Here is an 18,433-nt window from a genome sequence, read left to right on the forward strand (position 1 = left end):
GGAATTTAAAATCGGTGGATATCAAGTATTAGATAAATGGTTAAAAGATAGAAAGAATAGTCATCGGGTCTTGTCAGTAGCAGAAATTAACCACTATCAAAAAATTGTGGTTGCGTTAACGGAAACCTTACGGTTAATGGAAGAAATTGATGGTTTAATTCCTGGGTTCCCGATTGAATAAGCTCAAAGTCTTTAATTGCTTGTAAGTTTATAGGGATGGTTTACCCATCCCATTTATATTATCTTTCCACTGCTGTAACTTCCTTGGGAACCCCAGCGGTTAACACTTCATGACCTGTGGGTGTGACTAAAACATCATCTTCAATGCGAATACCAATACCCACCCAACGCGGATCGGTTTCTGGTTGGTCTTCTGGTAATTTGGTATCTGGGACTATATAAATTCCTGGTTCCACTGTTAACACTTGACCAGGTTGTAAAATCTGGGGTTTATCTTCACCATACTGGTAGACACCCACATCATGGACATCTAAACCTAACCAATGACTGGTGCGGTGCATATAATAGGGTTTATACTTTTCTTCTTCTATTAACTTGTCAACTTCGCCCTTGAGAATACCAACTTCTACTAAACCTTGGGTAATTACACGCACAGCCGCATCATGAACCGCGTTAAAAGTGTTGCCTGGTTTGACTTGGGCGATCGCCTGTTTTTGGGCTTCTAAAACAATCTCATACAATATCTTTTGTTCTGGGGTGAACTTACCCCCTACGGGAAATGTCCTGGTAATGTCAGAGTTGTAATAACCATATGCACAACCAGCGTCAATCAGCAGCAATTCTTGATCTTGCATTTGCCGTTGATTTTCGATGTAATGCAATACACAAGCATTCACACCAGAAGCCACAATAGAAGGATAAGCTGGACCCATTGCGCCCCGCAACCTAAAAATATGTTCTATTTCCGCCTGGATTTCGTATTCATAACGTCCAGGGGATGTAAATTCTCTGGCGCGGTTATGTGCTTCTGCGGCGATCGCTGCTGCTTGGCGCATTAATTCTAATTCCGGCTCACTTTTTACTAATCTCATGGTGCTGAGAATAGTTCCGGTGTCCGAAATCCCCACAGGACCTGTACCACGTTTGGGATAGGTTCGCAGTAAACTTTGGTAGTTCTTAAGTATTATATCATTAAAAGTGCGATCGCGGCCGAAATGATAGTAAATGCGATCAGCTTTTTCCAAATACTGGGGTAATTTTTCCTCCAGTTCCCCTATAGGGTAAGCAGCATCTGCGCCATAAATTTCTTTAGCTCCATCCACCCCACAAACGTAACCAGTCCAAACTTCCTTTTCTCTATCCTTGGGTTGCACAAACAATATAAAGCGATGTTCTGGGTGGTGTGGTGCTAACACTGCTACTGCTTGGGGTTCATTAAACCCCGTCAGATAGAAAAAATCACTATCTTGGCGATAAGTGTATTCTACATCATTGTGCATCACCGCCATGGGCGCACTGCGAAAAATCGCCGTACCATTACCAATTTTTGCCATTAATTCTTGGCGACGTTGCTGATATTCTGCTTGCATAGGTACTTAAATTTTGACTTCTAGTATTATTGTACACTTCTAAATCATCTAGATTGGGTCAGTTGCTCCTGATATCAATTATTTTAGCCAATATTGATTTCCATAGTCACTATCTGCATTTAATCAATTAAATATATATTTTCGATCATCAAGTTAGGGAATCAAAACACTATGGTTATATTGTCTGGAAAAAATGATAATTAAATCAAATTATCCTTGATTTCCTAGATATCTATAAAACCTGACATTTATAAAAAATAAATGTTTATAAATTAAATTATCAGCCAAAAATAATGTTTTTTAAATACAGAAATTCATCCAAAAAAAGAGATAAAAGTGGGATAACCACCAGTGATAAGAAAACAGTATGCCTACACAACAAAACACCTCTGTATTTGACGAGACGATACAAAATTCATATGACCAATCCAGGGTAAAGTCACCGCTATTCGTATCTAATGATCCTGGATTAGATGCTAGTTTACAAACAAGTAGTAGTTCATCACAAGTAAATTTTCTCCCATCACTTCCGAATCTATTTGGAGGAGCTAACCCCAACCCTAATCCTTACTTAACCAGTGCGGCCATTGTCCCTGATTTCAATGGCGATGGTAAAGCAGATAAGCTGTGGTTAAATACTCAAACAGGGGAAATCATCATTCGCCTCATGGAAGGTTCCAGAGTGCAGCAAGAGGCTTCTCTAGGTCAATTTGACTTATCATCTATGGGTTATGAAATCGCTGATTTCAATGGTGATGGCAAAACTGACTTCTTGTTGCGTAATCAAGTTACAGGGGAAAATCGCATTGTGCTAATGGATGGTACAAGAATTGCTAATACCATAGCACTAGATACCGTTGACCCAACTTGGAAGGCTCAAATTGGCGACTTCAATGGCGATCGCAAAACCGATATTTTCTGGCATAATACCGCAAACGGTCAAACTGCTATTTGGACAATGGATGGTATTAATGTTGTCGATGCCTCCATTATAGAAACCACAGATACATCATTTACCCCCACCGTTGTTGATTTCACTGGTAATGGTAGAAGTGATATCTTCTGGCGCAATAGCGAAACCGGTGAAAACAAACTTTGGTTGATGAATGGAACCACTAAAAATGAATTTGCTCTCCAATCCCAAGACTCATCTTGGGACTTTACCCTAGGGGATTTTAACGGTGACTTGAGAACTGATATCCTGTGGCGTAACAGTGAAACAGGAGAGAACAAGATTTGGTCTATGAATGGTATCATAATTACCGAATCTAATTTAGCAACCCTAGACTCATCCTGGACATCATCCATAGGTGACTTTAATGGCGACGGTAAAACTGATATCTTCTGGCATAATCAGGTAACTGGCGAGAATACCGCCTGGATCATGGATGGCGGAGCAATCGCTTCTGAAGCCTTCCTACCCAACACCCAGCCTGGTTTAATGCTGTCACTAGGAGATTTTGATGGTAATGGTACAACTGATATCTACTGGCGCGATCCACAAACAGGCGTAGATAGAATTTGGTCTATGGATGGAACAATAGCAACTGAGTCTTTTGTTGCTGAAGAAGATAGATTTACACCAGAATGGTTAACTGCCTAAAAGTCATTTTTGGAAATTGGTAATCTGAAATTACAATAGAGGCAATTGATCAATTGCCTCTATTAACTGAGCAATGTTGTATTAATCAAAGTGTTAATTAAAACTTATAGGTTAAAACTTATAGGTTAAAACGCGTATCTCACTTTTTTCTGGCAGATTATTAGCAGTAATATTAGTTATATCACTATTACTACGAGTTACAGTCATGCCCTGCATCAAACTCAGAAATTCATCCACTGGGGAAATATCACATACATCATTAGCCGCTTGTGTACGGTAGTGAGTGGGAATTACCAACTTAGGATTTAACAACCCAGTCACCTGCTGGGCTTCTTGGGCATTATAGGCCTTATCACTACCGCCTACTGGAATGAACAACACATCAGGGCGACCCATCAAAATTCGTTGCTCAATCCCAATCGGCCCAGCAGCACCTCCTAAATGGAGAATCTTAATTCCCCCTTGTTCCCAACTCCATGCGGTATTCATCCCAAATTGTTTACCACCTTTGCGATCATGGTCTGTAGCAATTCCCTGTAACTGAATACCTTTAAACTCGTAAGCACCCGGTGCATATACTAGCTTGGGGGTTCCCGGTAGTCCATCTACCGCACCTTCATCTAGTAATTTACTGCTAATCATGACTAAATCCGCCTCGACTCGGGGCGGACGATACCCAGCTGTACAGCCAGCTGTGCGGAATGGATTAACCAAAATCCTCACACCACTACCAGTAAATAAAAAGCAAGTATGACCCAACCACTGAACTGATAAAGCCGGAGATTTTGCGTCAGCCTTGCGGCCTAAATTACTCAGCAGTGCTGTCACTAACCCCGTAGCACCATAGCCCATCAACTCTCGTCGGTTCATAAATTACCCTGTCGGCTGTAATTGTTCCAGAAAGTTTCGTAATAACTGCTTTCCTGAAGATGTTAAAACACTCTCTGGATGAAACTGGACGCCCTGAATGTGAGGATAGTTCCGGTGTCTCACTCCCATAATAGTACCATCCTCAACCCAAGCCGTGATTTCTAACACCTCTGGGCAAGTGTCACGGTCAATGACTAAACTATGATATCTGGTGGCTACCATGGGATTTTCTAAACCCTGGAAAACACCCACTCCCGCGTGAGACACTTGGGAGGTTTTACCATGCATCAAATCCTTAGCTGAGACGATTTTACCACCGAATACTTGACCAATGCTTTGATGCCCTAAGCAAACACCTAAAATTGGTAAGTTGTGACCTAGCTGTTTAATCACATCTTGGGAGATGCCGGCGTTTTCTGGACGACCAGGACCCGGAGAAATTACTATTAGATTGGGATTTAATGCCCTAATTTCCTCCACTGTAATTTTGTCGTTGCGAAAAACTTGAATATCTGAGGCCACAGGAAACTCTGCTGCTAGTTCTCCGAGATACTGCACCAGATTATATGTAAAACTGTCATAATTATCAATGACTATAATCAAGGCCTATGACTCCTGGTTTTTATCTAGAAATTTGACAGAATTAAAATCACTAGAGGGGGTAGCAACAGGGTAGCCGCAACCACTAAAGCTACTAAGGCTGATATCAGTACAGCACCAGCGGCGCAATCTTTGGCAATTTTAGCTAACTCGTGATAGGTCTGCTTCACTGTTAAGTCTACCAGGGACTCAATAGCTGTATTAACTAATTCCAATGCTAATACTAAACCACTGGTTATACTAATGACCGCAATTTCTACCCCTTGCAGGTGCAGGAAAATGCTTAAGGCGATCGCCAAAGCACATACACTTAAGTGGATACGAAAGTTGCGTTGAGTGTGAAAGGTGTAGCTAATTCCAGCCCAGGCGTATTTAAAGCTAATGAATAAATTAGAAGCAACTCGCCAGGACAGTTCCCGTTCCTTAGTAATCAGCGTTGGTAGGCAGTTTTGTGTTGATGGAGGGGAAACTTGTTGGGACATAAGCCTAAAAATAGAATGATAAAGTAATTACAGAAGAATCTCACTGATGTGACAATTTCCGATCAGGCAATCAACTTTGAGGCACTTTTCTACAGCAGTATTATAGACATTTCTTGACATAAATACAATTTAATACTCAATGTCAATATCAATACTAATTAGCCTCAGTAATTCTACTTGCTGCTTGAGCATTTGCATCAACTGTTCTTCATCTGGATGATCCCAACCCAACAGATGTAATAGCCCATGGGCGGCTAACCAAGCTAATTCGGTTGGTAAACTGTGTCCCTGTTGTTGTGCTTGAAGTTGAGCCGTATTTACCGAAATAACAATATCACCTAGATACAAAGGTTCATCCTGCATTTCCGGATTTTGAGGAAAATCTACTTCCAATGTGGCAAAAGATAAAACGTCTGTTGGTTTATTTTGATGACGATATTCAGCATTCAATAACTGAATTTCCCTGTCATCTGTCAAACGCAGCCCCACTTCATAACCCGGTGCACGAGGAAGATCAGCTTGTAGACTTGACAACCAGCAACCAAACCAGTCTTGCCAAGTTTCCCTAGCAACTGGAATATACTTATACTCAAAATCTATAACTTCTCCTGAAGAGGATTGGTAAAACAAATCCTGCACATCTACTTCAACTTGCACCAGTTATCAACTCTCCTCCCGCATCCCGGGTTTTCATGTTGGTTAATTCTTACCGAGTTAGGTAAGCAAGACCCACGAACACAGCTAAAAGGCCTACAGTAGTAAGCGCAAAGTGTTTCATGGAAGTACCTCCCTTGCGCACCATGTTTCGCATGGCAAGTTTTACATAGCTAGGTTTGGGTTCTGTGGGCGAGTTGCTCATAATATTTTGACTACAACACTCTTTTATTTACCAATGTAACAGTTTACTGGGGAATTGACTCCCATTTTAACGATTTTGTCCCAGAAAGCTGATCAGATCGGGAGTCAGCAACAATCAATCAAACTCCCCCCTAAATCTTTGGTTAGATAGCAATGTTTTCTACCAGCTGGCTTTCTTGCCGTAGATAAGCTTGAATAAACAAATCAAGCTCGCCATTCATTACATCACCTACCGCTGTTGTTTCCACATTGGTACGCAAATCCTTGACCATTTGGTAAGGGTGGAAAACATAATTGCGAATTTGGTTACCCCAAGAAGCTTCCACCATATCGCCGCGAATTTCAGCCACCTCTTGGGCTTTTTGCTCTCTAGCAATCACCAGCAGTTTAGCCTTCAAGCGCGCCAGGGCTTTCTCTTTGTTTTGCAACTGAGAGCGTTCTTCAGTACAACGTACTGCAATACCAGTGGGTAAGTGAACAATCCGTACTGCTGTTTCTACTTTGTTGACATTCTGCCCACCTTTACCGCCAGCCCTAGATGTAGTGACTTCTAAATCCTTGTCTGGAATGTCCAGTTGTACAGAGTTATCTAACTGTGGCATCACTTCTACCCCAGCAAAACTGGTTTGTCGCTTGCCGTTAGCATTAAAAGGTGAAATGCGTACTAAGCGATGGGTGCCTGTTTCCGATCGCAAATAACCATAAGCATAGCGGCCAGTAATTTCCAGGGTTGCTGATTTTATACCCGCTTCATCACCCTCTGATTCTTCGGCTAAAGTCACCTTGTAGCCGTGAGCTTCCGCCCACCGGGTATACATTCGCATCAGCATAAAAGCCCAGTCTTGGGCATCTGTACCACCAGCACCAGCATTAATTGTTAATACTGCCCCCTCAGCATCATAGGGACCAGCAAGCAGCTGTTGTAATTCCCACTGGTCTAGTTCACGATTGAGCTGAGTAACTGTAGATTCTGCTTCTTCTAATAGTGCCGCATCGGTTTCTAGTTCCAACAACTCTACCACAGCCTTGGTATCTTCCAGACTGGCTCGCCAGTGATGATATTGTTCCAAGTGGTCTTTGAGGTCGTTAAGTTCTTGCAGTGTTTTTTGAGCTTCTGTCTGCTCGTTCCAGAATTCTGGCTGCGCTGCAATTTGTTCTAAATCTTGTATTTTGGCATTTAGCGCGGGTATGTCAAAGATAGTCCTGGGCTTTACCCAGACGACCGGACAATGTTTCGATTTCGCGTTTTAGTTCTAGTACTTCCATAGAGCTTGCTAAATTGGGGAGCGCTTTTGGTGGATATTGTTAAGTCGATTTACTTTTGATTGTAGCTGTAATTGGGCGACTTCTCTTGTAGTCTATGCAGTAGTGTTATCTCCTCAACCCAATTACTCGTTCTAGGTCAGCTGCTGTAAAGTTGGCTCCGGTAACATCTGCATTAGTGAAATTGGCTCCTTCTAAATCCGCACCTAGAAAATTTGCCCCTCTGAGATTTGCCCCAGTGAAATTCACTTCCTCTAGGTCTGCTGCCATCAAGTTAGCTCCACTGAGATTAGCATTACTCAAATTGGCTTTTGCCAAATCGGCACGCAATAAATTAGCATTACTCAGGTTAGCACCCCTTAAGTCTGCCCTCTCTAAATCACAACCCGGACATTGACGATTTGACAGCAACTGATTAATTGCACCACTGCTAGTTATGTTTTGCTCTACTGGTTGAGCGATGACATTGGGGTTAGTACCCGTCTGCTCGGAGCTAAATTCATGGGGGTTAATTGCTTGAATCTCCTTTGGTTGGGCACATCCGATAAGTGTCCCAGAAATTAGCAGGGCAATCGTACTTGCCACTTTGTGGAGTTCTAACATCAAAATCATCCTCTCAGAAAATGTCATTAAAAATAATTTATCAGCCCCTCCCACAGAGGGGATGGGGCAGTGGATTGTGCTTAATCCCGACTATTCAAGGCAATTAGTAACCGTAAGATAAACACAAACAAGTTGATGTAGGTGAGGTACATGGACAAAGCCGCCGGTAAATATTCGTTATCCCTATAAGTACGGGGCAAGATGTAGAAGTCAACCACCGATACCCCAACAAATAGAAATACCCCCAAACCAGAGATACCGATTTCTAACCAACTGGGGGTGTAAACACCAAACATCGCCAATACAAATTGGGTCAAGACCACAACTACCAAGGCAATAACGCCTAACCTGATAGTTTTGGTTAAAGCCATGCCATCATTTTCGGAGAGATTGGAACCAATTTGACGAGCAACAATAAAGGTGACACCACAACCTAGGGCTGCCAAGCCCACACCTTGAATACCTACCCCTTGGGTTTGCAAGGCCAGGAAGACTAAACCACTCAGGGTATACCCAGACAACAACCCGTAGGTTGCTAATAGAGGTAATGCTACACTCTTGTTGCCTTTTTCAGCAACATTACGGGCGACAAAAAATAAAATTAACTCCACAATCACCGCACCGATGAAGGTGGGGAAAAAAATAGCCGGATTGGTACGGATAACGCCCAAACCACCATAGGTTCCCAAGGCGGTTAGCACCAGACCACCACCAACATAGGGTAGGGCATTGGCAATGACATTGGGGCCAATGAGGGACTGAGTTCTAGCCTCGCGAATAGCGTCACGAAAGTTGCTGGTATTGCTCATAAGTCGATTTTGGAGAGATAAACATTCGCTTTACCTCCATTTATACCAACATTTCCTATTAATAGCTAGGTAGCCTGGTGATAGTGCTAATTATCGGGATTTTATATCGGCGATCGCACCTTTAGTCATGGCAGCAATGGTTTTATCACTAGCTTTAGGCAAATGATAATACTTACCTCCCGCTGTTTGTGCTAATTCTTTAGCAAAACCCGTGGACACAAATTTACTCTCGGTATCAATTACCAATAGCTGCATTCCTCCGGCGCGAATTCTCCCGGCAATATCTAATAGTTCTGCTTTGATGTCTGGCTTTTCTCCCGGTTCTAATGGTTCACCCAGAGACCGCGCCAAGGGAATATTACCCCGCCCATCCGTAATTGCCACAATCACCACTTGCCCTACATCTCCACTCATTTCTGAATTGACACCCACCCTTACCGCTTGAGTTAAACCATGTGCTAAGGGTGAACCACCACCACAAGGTAATCTTTCTAGGCGGTTACGTGCCAGAGCTATAGAACGGGTAGGAGGTAACAATACTTCTGCTTGTTCTCCCCGGAAAGGAATCAATGCTACTTGGTCACGGTTTTGATAAGCCTCCGTTAACAGTTGCATCACCGCCCCTTTAGCTGATTGCATCCGGTTGAGAGCCATGGAACCCGAAGCATCCACTACAAATACTATCAAGGCTCCCGCTTTGCGTACCAAGCGCTTGGCACGGATATCGCTTTGCTCCACAATAACTCTTTTACCCGGGTGTCTTGCCCTTCTGGCTTTTTGATAGGGTGCAGCCGCCCTAAGTGTAGCATCTACGGCAATGCGGCGCACTTTCCCTTTGGGTAACATGGGCTTAATATAGCGTCCCCTGTCTTCGGAAAAAATCATACTGCGACTGCCAGATTTACCCTGACGCTTGGCCATTTGGGCAAAATAAAGCACGCTGTCATCCAGAATTACCCCTTCTGGGTCAAAAATAAATTCCTCTGGAACATCAGGGGGTTCTTGTTCCTGTTCTTGTTCTTGTTCCTGTTCTTGCTCTTGTTCCTGTTCTTCCTCCTCCTGTTGGTCCTCTTCTTGTTGATTTTGAGGGGGTGGGGGTGGGGGTGGTGGTGGTTGGTCTGGTGGTGGGGTCTGGACAATTGTTGAACGTGGTACAATGACGAACTCCACAGCCCGGCGTAAATCTTCGGCGTTGACTGTTGTCCTTCCTTCTAAAGCCGCCGCAGCTTTAGCTACACGCACGGCGAATAATTCCGCCCGATGTCCTTCCACTCCCCCGCGAATGGCTTCATTGACTAAATAGGTAATTTGTTCTGAGGTAATGGTTACTTCTTTCAACCATTCCCGCGCTAGGATAATTTGGGTTTTTAACCCGTCTAAATCTTCTGCGTATTGCTCCAGAAATGCTTGGGGGGATTTAGCATAGGCGATCGCTTGCTCCACAGCTGTTACTCTTTGATCTAGTCCCAGGACACCATCAGCAGAAAGAGCGATGGCAATTCTATCTAGTAAATGCTCCCGTAATCCTCCTTCTTCTGGGTTATAGGTGGCTATAAATAAGGATTTGCAAGGATGCTGAAAACTAATTCCTTCCCGCTCAATTTGGTTACGTCCCTCGGATAAGACTGTGAGCAGCTGATTTGATATTTGGTCATCTAATAAATTCAACTCATCCACATACAGCACCCCTCGGTTAGCTGTGGCGAGTAACCCCGGCTGAAAAATTGTATCACCCTGCTTTACAGACTGTTCTACATCTACAGAACCTAATAATCTGTCTTCTGTGACTCCCAAGGGAATTTGGACAAATGGCGCCGGAATAATTTCCGTGGGTACTTCTGTAATATCTTGATCTGCGTACTCTGCTAACAGATCATCATCCCAGTCTTCTGGGCGGTTGGGATCGCAGTTACTCATCGAGCCTTTCACAACTTCGATGGGTGGTAGTAAGGCGTGGATAGCACGCGCCATTACTGATTTTGCCGTACCGCGACGGCCGGCGATCGCCACTCCTCCTAAACCAGGATCAACTGCTGCTAACAGCAAGGCTAATTTAATTGCTTCTTGACCGACTACAGCTGTCAAGGGGAAGGCTGTGATTGTAGGGTTGATAGTAGGCGCGGGCATGGTTGGCACAATAGCTAGTCTCGGCTTTTAGCATAGCAATTTTTGGCACCTTCAACATGGCACGTGCTTTCTTGTCCATTGTGACTATAGTAATTTTACTTATTTTTATCGTTGCCCTAGCAATAAATCTCAAACCTTGGAGACCATTCTATGATCTTCATATAGAGTTGTACTGATTTGATTAATAATGACTCTGAACATGGGGTTCTGCGATTACTAATTACTAATTACTAATTATAATGGCAATACTCTCAAATTATATCAGAAAGTATCAATTTATCGACTATTTTTATGGTTAAAAGTATATCCTTATACGAACTTTTATTACATGTTATCCAGTCTAGTACCCAACATTCCATTGGTAGTAGGGATGCTTCCTTTGCTTAAACAATATCTTGTCACAGTGGGATTAGTCAGCCCAGAAGTTCTTCTTACAAATTTTGATGGACAGTTTCCCCCGGAAGTGCTCCCAATGTTTTACGCCATGATGTTTGGTGCCACCTTAGGAGGGAATGGTACTTTAGTAGGAGCATCTTCTAACATAGTAGCCGCAGGTATTTCTGAGCAACACGGTCGTCCCATTGCTTTTAAAACTTTTCTTCATTATGGTCTCCCAATTACGATTGTACAAGTTGTGGCGTTAGCGTTATATGTAATGGTTCGTTTTCTGTTGTGATCATAGGGGTATTGTGCGCGTTTCCGGTAGAGTTCCATGGGTGAGCAAGTTATCAAAAAGGCGGTTACCAGTTTGGGTACCGCCTTTTTAATTTTGATTTGTATTATTGAAGAGTTAAGAACGTCAATGTTTATTTGGGAATTAGTAACTACTCTCGACTTATTCCTAGGATTTTCAAGACGAATATCTCATAATGTGGAGTACGTCCCGTAAAACGCTGTATCCAGCTAAATCCCAAATTAGGTAAGCCAGAAAGCCAATCATTGCCAAGCGGCCATTCCATAGTTCTGCTTGAGGGTTCCAACCAAAAAGAAAAGCGTTGCGGTCAACACCGTTATAAGCTGTAGCTACTGGTGGTAAATCTGTAGAACGACGTGGTTCTTTAGTTTCCATATTTTTACTCCCAAATCCAACTAAATTGTTAATTTTTTCATGGTTAACGACCAACCAGATGTAGTACATCCCGTAGAACACTATATCCCGCTACATCCCAAGCTAAATAGGCCAGAAAGCCAATCATTGCAAAGCGACCATTCCAGATTTCGGCTTGAGGAGTCCAGCCAAATAGAAATGCATTCCTATCTCTGCCATTGTATTCCACCGCCACCGGTGGTAGATTTGTGGAAGAACGCGTCTCTCGAGTTTCCATTTTTCTTATCCAAAATTATTTATTGCTTAACCTTAATTTAGCTGTTTATCAGTAAGTTGCTTTCCCTCTGTAGGTACAAACTACACACACCTCTTGCGGAGGATTATCAGAAAGTTATAATTCTGGGCATATCCACCTTGAGGGGGTGATGAAAATCCTCAGCATAAATAAATGTAAATTAATAAATGTAAATTAATAATTTCTCAACCAGAATAATTCAGTATTTATAATTGATTTATACATCAAACTCTTGCCAGGTATGGCTGCCAGGTAGAAATCCTAATTGTCATCATAAAAAGCTAATTTTCTGGGTAATTTCAGCCAATAAATTACCAAAATTCAACTCTGAAATCATAGCATTTTTCAGGCTATATTTAGTTCATATTATGCCTTGTAGCTTCAGAAAAATCTTAAAAGTTAAATCATCAAACTTACACCTAGGTATAGATAGATTTTTATAACTTGAGAGAGATGCATAAAATGGCTAAATTACACGATCCTAAAAGTGGAAAAAAATCAGTATTGCCATAGATACACCCAAGAAATAGATGTTTAATTCCTGCTCATGAAATTCCTCATCCTCCCGACATTGCAATTTATAAGAAGGAAATATAATGTTTCAATTTACAGAAAACATCCTGGAGGTTTACAAGCCACTATTATGGGTAGCACAGACTCCCGTAGTTCCCACTGCTATCACCCCAGCCCAAGCATCAGTGATCAATTCGGGTCCGCGCTTTTTTGTCGCTTTAATCTCCGGTGTGATCCTAGCTTTTGCCTTCCAATTACTGTTAACTAACCTCTCCGTCGCCGCTGGTATTTCCTACTTGGGGCGGCCATCTGACTCAGATGCAGTGGCTGGGGAAGTGGGAAGTTTCGGTGGTAGCATTCGCAAAATTGGTACAGCATTGGGGTTATGGACATTAGTTACTGTTACCATCGCTTTATTAATCGCTTGCTTCCTCGCAGTTAAATTAAGTTTACTGGTATTAGATGCCAGGCTGGGCGCAATTCTGGGATTAGTTATTTGGGGAGCATACTTTTTGCTGCTGGTGTGGGTAAGTTCGACCACTGTGGGTTCCTTAGTTGGTTCGGTCGTCAATTCAGCAACTTCAGGTTTTCAGGCGATTATGGGGACTGCTTCGGCTGCATTGGGTGCAAAGGCGGTGAATCAACAAGTTGTAGCAACAGCCGAAGCAGCTGCTGCTGCTGTGGGTCGGGAATTAGGGAATGCTGTTGACCCCGTTAGTATTCGGGAAAATATAGAAGATTACCTAGAACAGATCCGCCCCCCAGAATGGGATATATCCCACATTCGCAGGGATTTTGAAAATTTACTCAAAGATCCACAATTGCAAGCCATCGCATCCAGTCCAGACCTCCGGAACATTGACCGCCAAAGGTTTAGGGATTTAGTCAGCAGTCGTACCGACTTTTCTCCCAGAGAGGTTAAACGTATCAGTGATACACTATACAAAGTTTGGCAGCAGGTAGTTAGTCAGCAAAAACCCATCCAAGACAATTTAGCTGAGTTAGTTAACTATTTGCAGTCACTCCCCCCGGGACAAGGGAAGACAGATGAGATCAACGCCAAATTAGATCGGTTAATAGCAGAAATCCGGACTGCTCAGGAAACAGCATCAAGAACAGAAAAACCAGGTTGGATGCAACAAACTTTACAACAAATAATCACTGCACTGACTGGTATTGTGTTGGGAAGGGCAGATTTATCAGATATAGATGTAGAAAGAATTTGGCGATCGCTCACCACTGCTAAGGAGAAACTCACTGCACAAGCTGATCAACTGGGGTTGCCCATACCATCAGAACCCTATAGTCCCATTAGAGCTGATGTGGAAAACTACCTACTAAATACCTATGCTTGGCAATTCAGTCCTGAGAGAATTGCTGAAGAATTTCGTGATGTCATCTATGACCCAGAGGCAGACCCTGGTATAGTCAAAAGGGAACTAGAGAGACTTTCTCGCCAGGATTTTGCCCGTACTCTCCAGGAACGGGGGATACTCACCCAAGAACAAATCCAGGGTATTACTGACCAGCTAGAAACTGTCCGCCAAGAGGTATTAGTTATAGTCAGGGATGCGGAAGAAAGGGAGATTACACAAGACCTACAACGCCGAATAGAAAGTTACTTACTTGTTACCAATAAAGCAGAATTAACTCCACAAGGACTTGAGCAGCACTTTAAACCATTATTAGCAGATCCACAGGTAGATTACGAAACTCTCTCGCTACGACTCTCACAATTAGACCGCCAAGAAATGCGGGAGATATTGCTAGCACGAAATGATATTCCCACAGAAGAAGTCAACCCGATTCTCAATGAATTAGAAAATCAGCGCCATCAGGTCTTGGTACAATCTCAAGGGTTGGCGGAACAAGCCAAACATCACGCGGAAACTTTATGGTTAAATTTAGAATCGTATCTGCGTAATACTGGCAAAGCGGAGTTAAACCCTGATGGGATTCGCGCGGATGTGCAAAAGCTGCTAGAAGACCCCCAGTCGGGAATCATTGCTATGCGGGCGCGATTAGCTCGCTTTGACCGAGATACCTTAGTTAGCTTACTCAGTCAGCGCCAAGATTTGAGTCCACAGCAAGTTAATCAAATTATTGACACTGTAGAAGAGTCCTGGCACAATATCCGCCATACACCTCAAGCTTGGAAGGAACAGTACGACTCAGTAATAGCTACTATCGCTGATTATTTACGTCATACTGGTAAAGAAGAATTAAACCCTGAAGGCATTCAACGCGATTTTAACAGACTATTTTACAACCCTAGAGAGGGAGTTGTAGCCTTGCGCCGGCGTTTGTCTCAGGTAGATCGGGATACTTTAGTTCAGTTACTCAGTCAGCGGCCAGACCTGAGTGCAGAAAAAGTCAATGAAGTGATTAATTCTGTGCAAACTTCCATTCGTAATATTGTACGCGCGCCCCGTCGTCTGGCTACCCGCACCCAGCAAAGAATGGCAACATTTCAAGCTTATCTGTCAGAGTATTTGCGGCAAACTGGTAAGGAGGAACTTAACCCAGAAGCTATTAAGCGTGACCTACAATTATTATTGCATGATCCCGGAGTGGGAATGGAAACCCTGGGCGATCGCTTGGCTCATTTTGACCGTTCCACAGTCATGGCTTTGCTAAAAATTCGGGAAGATATGACTGATGAAGAAGCAGCCAGAATTGCTGATCATATCGTCTCCGTGCGGGAGCAATTTGTAGAACAAGTACATGGTATTCAAAGGGGGATTCAAGATGTGATAGAAGGGATTTTTGCCCGGCTCCGTAACTATCTCAATTCCTTAGAGCGCCCTGAATTGAATTATGATGGCATCAAGCTCGATATCCGCAGGTTATTTGATGATCCACCGGCTGGGTTTGAAGCGTTACGCCGTCGCCTGTCTGCTTGTGATCGGGACACCTTGGTGGCGATTATAAGTTCCCGTGAGGATATTTCTGAAGCTGATGCCAACGCCATTATTCACCAGATTGAGCGGGTACGCAACACCGTACTGCAACGTGCTGAACGGCTACAGCAGGAAAGCCAACGCCGTCTAGAAGAGTTAAAATATCAAGCACAAAGACAAGCAGAAGAAACCCGCAAAGCCGCTGCTACAGCTTCTTGGTGGTTATTTGCTACGGCATTTGTATCAGCTGTATTTGCTGCATTAGGAGGAGCGATCGCTGTGGTTATAATTTAGCTTACAGGATTATTCGCCACTTGCTTCTCCCCATTGATTAATGGCAGAAAATATTGACGAGTAGTCATCATTAGCAAATGACATTTTCATCGCCGTTTGCAAAATTTGCCGCACAGATTCAATACTGGCGAGATCCAAACCCAGTGATTTTGCTGCTGAGATAAACAAATCTGTATCTTTGAGCAGGTGTTTTGTGGGGAAATTGGGATTGGTATAATCGCCGTCTAGCATCCGTCTGAGTTTCTTGTCAAAAGTAGGCGCATAAAGTGAACTTTCGCGCAGGATTTGCATAAATAAATCTATGTCAATACCTTGACGCTCGACAAACGCCAGACTCAGAGCAAAGCCAGTGGTTAGGGAAGCAATGAGTTGATTTAGTGCTAACTTCAACCCAGCAGCGGAGCCTACGGGGCCCACAAATACAGGCTCTGGACCAAAGTTTTGCAGTAACTTTAAATCCCTTTGATATTGTCTTTGTTCTGCACCTACCATGACAATCAGCTTACCAGCTTTTGCTTCTGGAATACTACCTAATACTGGAGCTTCTATATACTCGCCACCGCCACCAATGACCGCATCTCTGATTTCTTGGCTTTCTATGGGGGTAATAGTCCCCATCTGAATCACAGTCCGCCCTTCTAGAGTGCGCCAAGCAGTATCTGAAAGCAAAACATGATAAATTGCTGCGGCATTAGTCAACATGAGAATAATGTAATCAGCAGCACGAATTGCTTGACGAGGATGTGTTACAATTTCCGCACCAGCTGCCTGTAGTGGAGCTAATTTTTCTGGGGTGCGGTTGTAGGCCACTAGCTCTATGTTGGCTGCTAACAACCGTTGAGCCATCGGTAATCCCATAAGTCCAGTTCCCAGAAATGCCACCTTCATTTTTTACTTTCCTTTGGTACAGCTTGGGTGTAGCCAGTCCTAAATATCGCGTTTCCATGGTCTGATTGTAAGATTGTTGAACAGTTATCACTGTCCAGAAATAACTGTTCCCTAATGAGTGAAGAACAATCAGCCCCCAGCCGCAAAGGTGACCATTATAATCACCGACAGCAAGATGCCTGGGCTAAGTAGTGTTATCAATAACAAGAGTTCATGAGCGGTCATAATTAATACTTTCCTGTTACCTGGGTCTGCACAGTAGTCAATTTTATGCTAATCTATATCAGGACAAGATCGCATTCTTAAAGAGAGTCTTAACTTTCCTCTATTTTACTCCGGCACAGTTAACCCTGTCAGTGGCTGACCTATTTCTGCAGGCTGGAGTCCTTTGCTTTGAATTAAAACTCCAAAGCTACCTAGCCCTGAGGGGTCTATGAGCTGGTGTAATGCTTCGCGCCTTTGCAATAGTTGTGAGAGGGGAATTTCTAGATCAGAAATAGCAGCAATGCGCTGGACTAAACCCAAGGACATTAAAAATAAACCCTGCTGGATAAATCCTATTTTCTCTAAACCAAAGCGATCGCCCCATCGTTCCAAAGCAGTAAAATCAACATGAGCGGTAATATCTTGCTGACCAATGTTGATATAGGGGTTGTTGTGGTGGCGATGGTTGTAATAACATTGTAAGGTTCCTTGCGATCGCCGGGAATGATAATAACGATGAGCGGGGTAGCCATAATCAATTGTTAACACATACCCGCGATGCAAGCGGTCGGCTACTATACCTAACCACTCACCAGCAGCCAAATTAATTTCACTACGATAACCATCCTCATAACTAGGATGAGTCAAATCAATTTCTATCAAGTTTAAGTATTCTTGCAGTAGGGGTGTAGAAACTTCGCCAGTCACCTCTATAAACCAAGTTTCAGACTTATCTTTGTGGGTAGTGACATAAATTTCTCGCATTTCCCCAGCTTCTAAAATAAACTGATGTACTGGCAAAGCATCCACCAATTCATTAGAAAAAAAGCAACCAGTTATCGAGTCAGTGGGGATATCTTCTAAATTACACCAACGAACAGGAAAGTTTTGTAACCGTTCCTGTTGTTCTTGCTGAAATCCTGGGGACTTCTCCACAATAATATACTTTAGCGCCTTAAAAAAGTCTGGATAATGTAGCTGAGAGTAGCTCAGGATATGCATAGCCAACAGTCCTTGACCTGCTCCCATTTCTACCAAAGAAAAAGGCTCAGGACGCCCTAAAACTTCCCACATCTGGCGAAATTGTTCCGCCAATAGCTCCCCAAAGTCACTACCCAGACTAGGAGAGGTGAAAAAATCACTACCCCCAAATCCAATTTTCACAGCGTGACTGGAGTAGTAACCATGTTCGGGGTGATATAAAGCCATATCCATGTATTCAGCGAACGTAATTCGCCTTTGGGGACTGGTAGTAATACGATGAGCTATGGCTGTACACAATGCTGGGTTAGAGGTCATAGACAAAATATGATCATGATACGACAACCGCCAAGGAGGTTAGGACAAAAACAGATAATGAAATGATGCTATAGTAATCATCATCCCAGCAGTCAAAAATACTTAGGATACCTCAAAAATATTAGTGAAACGTGACTCGATTTATTACCAAATTTTCAAGCGCAGTCCGGGGTTAATTTTTGAACTAATTAATCAGTCTCCGCAACAAGCAGATAAATATCGATTTG

Annotated in this window: 18 protein-coding genes and 1 pseudogene; 5 read left to right on the top strand and 14 right to left on the bottom strand. The window is 43.1% G+C overall.

The genetic code is table 11. From position 1 onward, the window contains the following. Positions 1–181 (top strand): type ISP restriction/modification enzyme (locus NWP22_RS10165; RefSeq protein WP_280801836.1); only part of this gene is annotated, 181 nt, incomplete at its 5' end. Between the two features lie 58 nt (positions 182–239). Here NWP22_RS10165 and NWP22_RS10170 read toward each other — a convergent pair. Continuing rightward, positions 240–1,550 carry an aminopeptidase P N-terminal domain-containing protein gene (locus NWP22_RS10170; protein WP_271731417.1) on the bottom strand — a complete coding sequence of 437 codons (1,311 nt, stop codon included), beginning with the start codon at positions 1,548–1,550 and terminating at the stop codon, positions 240–242. A 367-nt stretch (positions 1,551–1,917) separates the two neighbouring features. Here NWP22_RS10170 and NWP22_RS10175 point away from each other — a divergent pair, with 367 nt between their 5' ends. Beyond that, entirely contained in the window at positions 1,918–3,153 is a 1,236-nt protein-coding gene (locus tag NWP22_RS10175; RefSeq protein ID WP_280801837.1) for an FG-GAP repeat domain-containing protein, read from the top strand. 111 nt (positions 3,154–3,264) lie between these two features. Here the strand turns inward: NWP22_RS10175 and NWP22_RS10180 are convergent, their stop codons facing one another. The 9 genes from NWP22_RS10180 to bchD all read right to left on the bottom strand — a co-directional run bounded on the left by NWP22_RS10180 (position 3,265) and on the right by bchD (position 10,765). Then, positions 3,265–4,023 carry an MBL fold metallo-hydrolase gene (locus tag NWP22_RS10180; RefSeq protein ID WP_280801838.1) on the bottom strand — a complete coding sequence of 253 codons (759 nt, stop codon included), beginning with the start codon at positions 4,021–4,023 and terminating at the stop codon, positions 3,265–3,267. 3 nt (positions 4,024–4,026) lie between these two features. Continuing rightward, positions 4,027–4,626: an anthranilate synthase component II gene (locus NWP22_RS10185; RefSeq protein ID WP_280801839.1), complete on the bottom strand. Its 600-nt coding sequence runs from the start codon at positions 4,624–4,626 to the stop codon at positions 4,027–4,029. A 23-nt stretch (positions 4,627–4,649) separates the two neighbouring features. Then, complete coding sequence (locus NWP22_RS10190; RefSeq protein ID WP_271731408.1) at positions 4,650–5,105, bottom strand: diacylglycerol kinase family protein; 456 nt, start codon at positions 5,103–5,105, stop codon at positions 4,650–4,652. Between the two features lie 129 nt (positions 5,106–5,234). After that, positions 5,235–5,762, bottom strand: a complete 528-nt coding sequence (ybeY, locus tag NWP22_RS10195; protein ID WP_271731406.1) for an rRNA maturation RNase YbeY — start codon at positions 5,760–5,762, stop codon at positions 5,235–5,237. 49 nt (positions 5,763–5,811) lie between these two features. Further along, positions 5,812–5,964, bottom strand: coding sequence for a DUF3285 domain-containing protein (locus NWP22_RS10200; protein ID WP_271731405.1), 153 nt, complete (start codon positions 5,962–5,964; stop codon positions 5,812–5,814). Positions 5,965–6,106: 142 nt separating this feature from the next. Then, a protein-coding gene (gene prfB / locus NWP22_RS10205; RefSeq protein ID WP_271731404.1) for a peptide chain release factor 2 occupies positions 6,107–7,229 on the bottom strand; the annotation gives its coding sequence in 2 pieces (ribosomal slippage) (positions 6,107–7,156 and positions 7,158–7,229; 1,122 coding nt in all). A 105-nt stretch (positions 7,230–7,334) separates the two neighbouring features. Next, complete coding sequence (locus NWP22_RS10210; RefSeq protein WP_271731403.1) at positions 7,335–7,829, bottom strand: pentapeptide repeat-containing protein; 495 nt, start codon at positions 7,827–7,829, stop codon at positions 7,335–7,337. An 80-nt stretch (positions 7,830–7,909) separates the two neighbouring features. After that, on the bottom strand, positions 7,910–8,638 hold the full coding sequence (locus NWP22_RS10215; protein WP_271731401.1) for a Bax inhibitor-1/YccA family protein: 729 nt from the start codon (positions 8,636–8,638) through the stop codon (positions 7,910–7,912). Positions 8,639–8,728: 90 nt separating this feature from the next. Then, on the bottom strand, positions 8,729–10,765 hold the full coding sequence (bchD, locus tag NWP22_RS10220; protein ID WP_271731420.1) for a magnesium chelatase ATPase subunit D: 2,037 nt from the start codon (positions 10,763–10,765) through the stop codon (positions 8,729–8,731). 328 nt (positions 10,766–11,093) lie between these two features. On the opposite strand from bchD, the pseudogene NWP22_RS10225 reads away from it, so the two are divergent. Beyond that, positions 11,094–11,441 (top strand): annotated as a pseudogene (locus NWP22_RS10225) (transporter); the annotation flags it as partial. Between the two features lie 174 nt (positions 11,442–11,615). On the opposite strand, the gene NWP22_RS10230 reads toward NWP22_RS10225, so the two are convergent. Continuing rightward, positions 11,616–11,834 (bottom strand): chlorophyll a/b-binding protein, encoded by a 219-nt coding sequence (locus NWP22_RS10230; protein WP_271731399.1) that lies wholly within the window; start codon positions 11,832–11,834, stop codon positions 11,616–11,618. A 43-nt stretch (positions 11,835–11,877) separates the two neighbouring features. Further along, positions 11,878–12,090 (bottom strand): chlorophyll a-b binding domain-containing protein, encoded by a 213-nt coding sequence (locus NWP22_RS10235; protein WP_271731397.1) that lies wholly within the window; start codon positions 12,088–12,090, stop codon positions 11,878–11,880. Between the two features lie 614 nt (positions 12,091–12,704). Here NWP22_RS10235 and NWP22_RS10240 point away from each other — a divergent pair. Continuing rightward, entirely contained in the window at positions 12,705–15,815 is a 3,111-nt protein-coding gene (locus NWP22_RS10240; protein WP_271731395.1) for an MFS transporter, read from the top strand. 9 nt (positions 15,816–15,824) lie between these two features. Here NWP22_RS10240 and NWP22_RS10245 read toward each other — a convergent pair whose 3' ends face one another. Together NWP22_RS10245 and NWP22_RS10250 are read right to left on the bottom strand one after the other, a co-directional pair. Next, complete coding sequence (locus NWP22_RS10245) at positions 15,825–16,703, bottom strand: NAD(P)-dependent oxidoreductase (RefSeq protein WP_271731394.1); 879 nt, start codon at positions 16,701–16,703, stop codon at positions 15,825–15,827. Positions 16,704–17,033: 330 nt separating this feature from the next. Then, complete coding sequence (locus NWP22_RS10250; protein WP_271731393.1) at positions 17,034–18,206, bottom strand: class I SAM-dependent methyltransferase; 1,173 nt, start codon at positions 18,204–18,206, stop codon at positions 17,034–17,036. 124 nt (positions 18,207–18,330) lie between these two features. Between NWP22_RS10250 and NWP22_RS10255 the strand changes: the two genes are divergently transcribed. Next, positions 18,331–18,433: DUF2887 domain-containing protein (locus NWP22_RS10255; protein WP_280801840.1), on the top strand; the 103-nt coding region annotated here is incomplete at its 3' end.

The organism is Anabaenopsis tanganyikae CS-531 (assembly GCF_029891675.1).
In the GTDB taxonomy this organism is placed as follows: Bacteria; Cyanobacteriota; Cyanobacteriia; order Cyanobacteriales; family Nostocaceae; genus Anabaenopsis; species Anabaenopsis arnoldii.

Bases quoted from the DNA above. Each gene is read 5' to 3' on its own strand.
- NWP22_RS10170 (WP_271731417.1), bottom strand. From the start codon at position 1,550: ATGCAAGCAGAATATCAGCAACGTCGCCAAGAATTAATGGCAAAAATT.
- NWP22_RS10175 (WP_280801837.1), top strand. From the start codon at position 1,918: ATGCCTACACAACAAAACACCTCTGTATTTGACGAGACGATACAAAAT.
- NWP22_RS10180 (WP_280801838.1), bottom strand. From the start codon at position 4,023: ATGAACCGACGAGAGTTGATGGGCTATGGTGCTACGGGGTTAGTGACA.
- NWP22_RS10190 (WP_271731408.1), bottom strand. From the start codon at position 5,105: ATGTCCCAACAAGTTTCCCCTCCATCAACACAAAACTGCCTACCAACG.
- NWP22_RS10200 (WP_271731405.1), bottom strand. From the start codon at position 5,964: ATGAGCAACTCGCCCACAGAACCCAAACCTAGCTATGTAAAACTTGCC.
- NWP22_RS10210 (WP_271731403.1), bottom strand. From the start codon at position 7,829: ATGTTAGAACTCCACAAAGTGGCAAGTACGATTGCCCTGCTAATTTCT.
- NWP22_RS10215 (WP_271731401.1), bottom strand. From the start codon at position 8,638: ATGAGCAATACCAGCAACTTTCGTGACGCTATTCGCGAGGCTAGAACT.
- bchD (WP_271731420.1), bottom strand. From the start codon at position 10,765: ATGCCCGCGCCTACTATCAACCCTACAATCACAGCCTTCCCCTTGACA.
- NWP22_RS10230 (WP_271731399.1), bottom strand. From the start codon at position 11,834: ATGGAAACTAAAGAACCACGTCGTTCTACAGATTTACCACCAGTAGCT.
- NWP22_RS10235 (WP_271731397.1), bottom strand. From the start codon at position 12,090: ATGGAAACTCGAGAGACGCGTTCTTCCACAAATCTACCACCGGTGGCG.
- NWP22_RS10240 (WP_271731395.1), top strand. From the start codon at position 12,705: ATGTTTCAATTTACAGAAAACATCCTGGAGGTTTACAAGCCACTATTA.
- NWP22_RS10245 (WP_271731394.1), bottom strand. From the start codon at position 16,703: ATGAAGGTGGCATTTCTGGGAACTGGACTTATGGGATTACCGATGGCT.
- NWP22_RS10250 (WP_271731393.1), bottom strand. From the start codon at position 18,206: ATGACCTCTAACCCAGCATTGTGTACAGCCATAGCTCATCGTATTACT.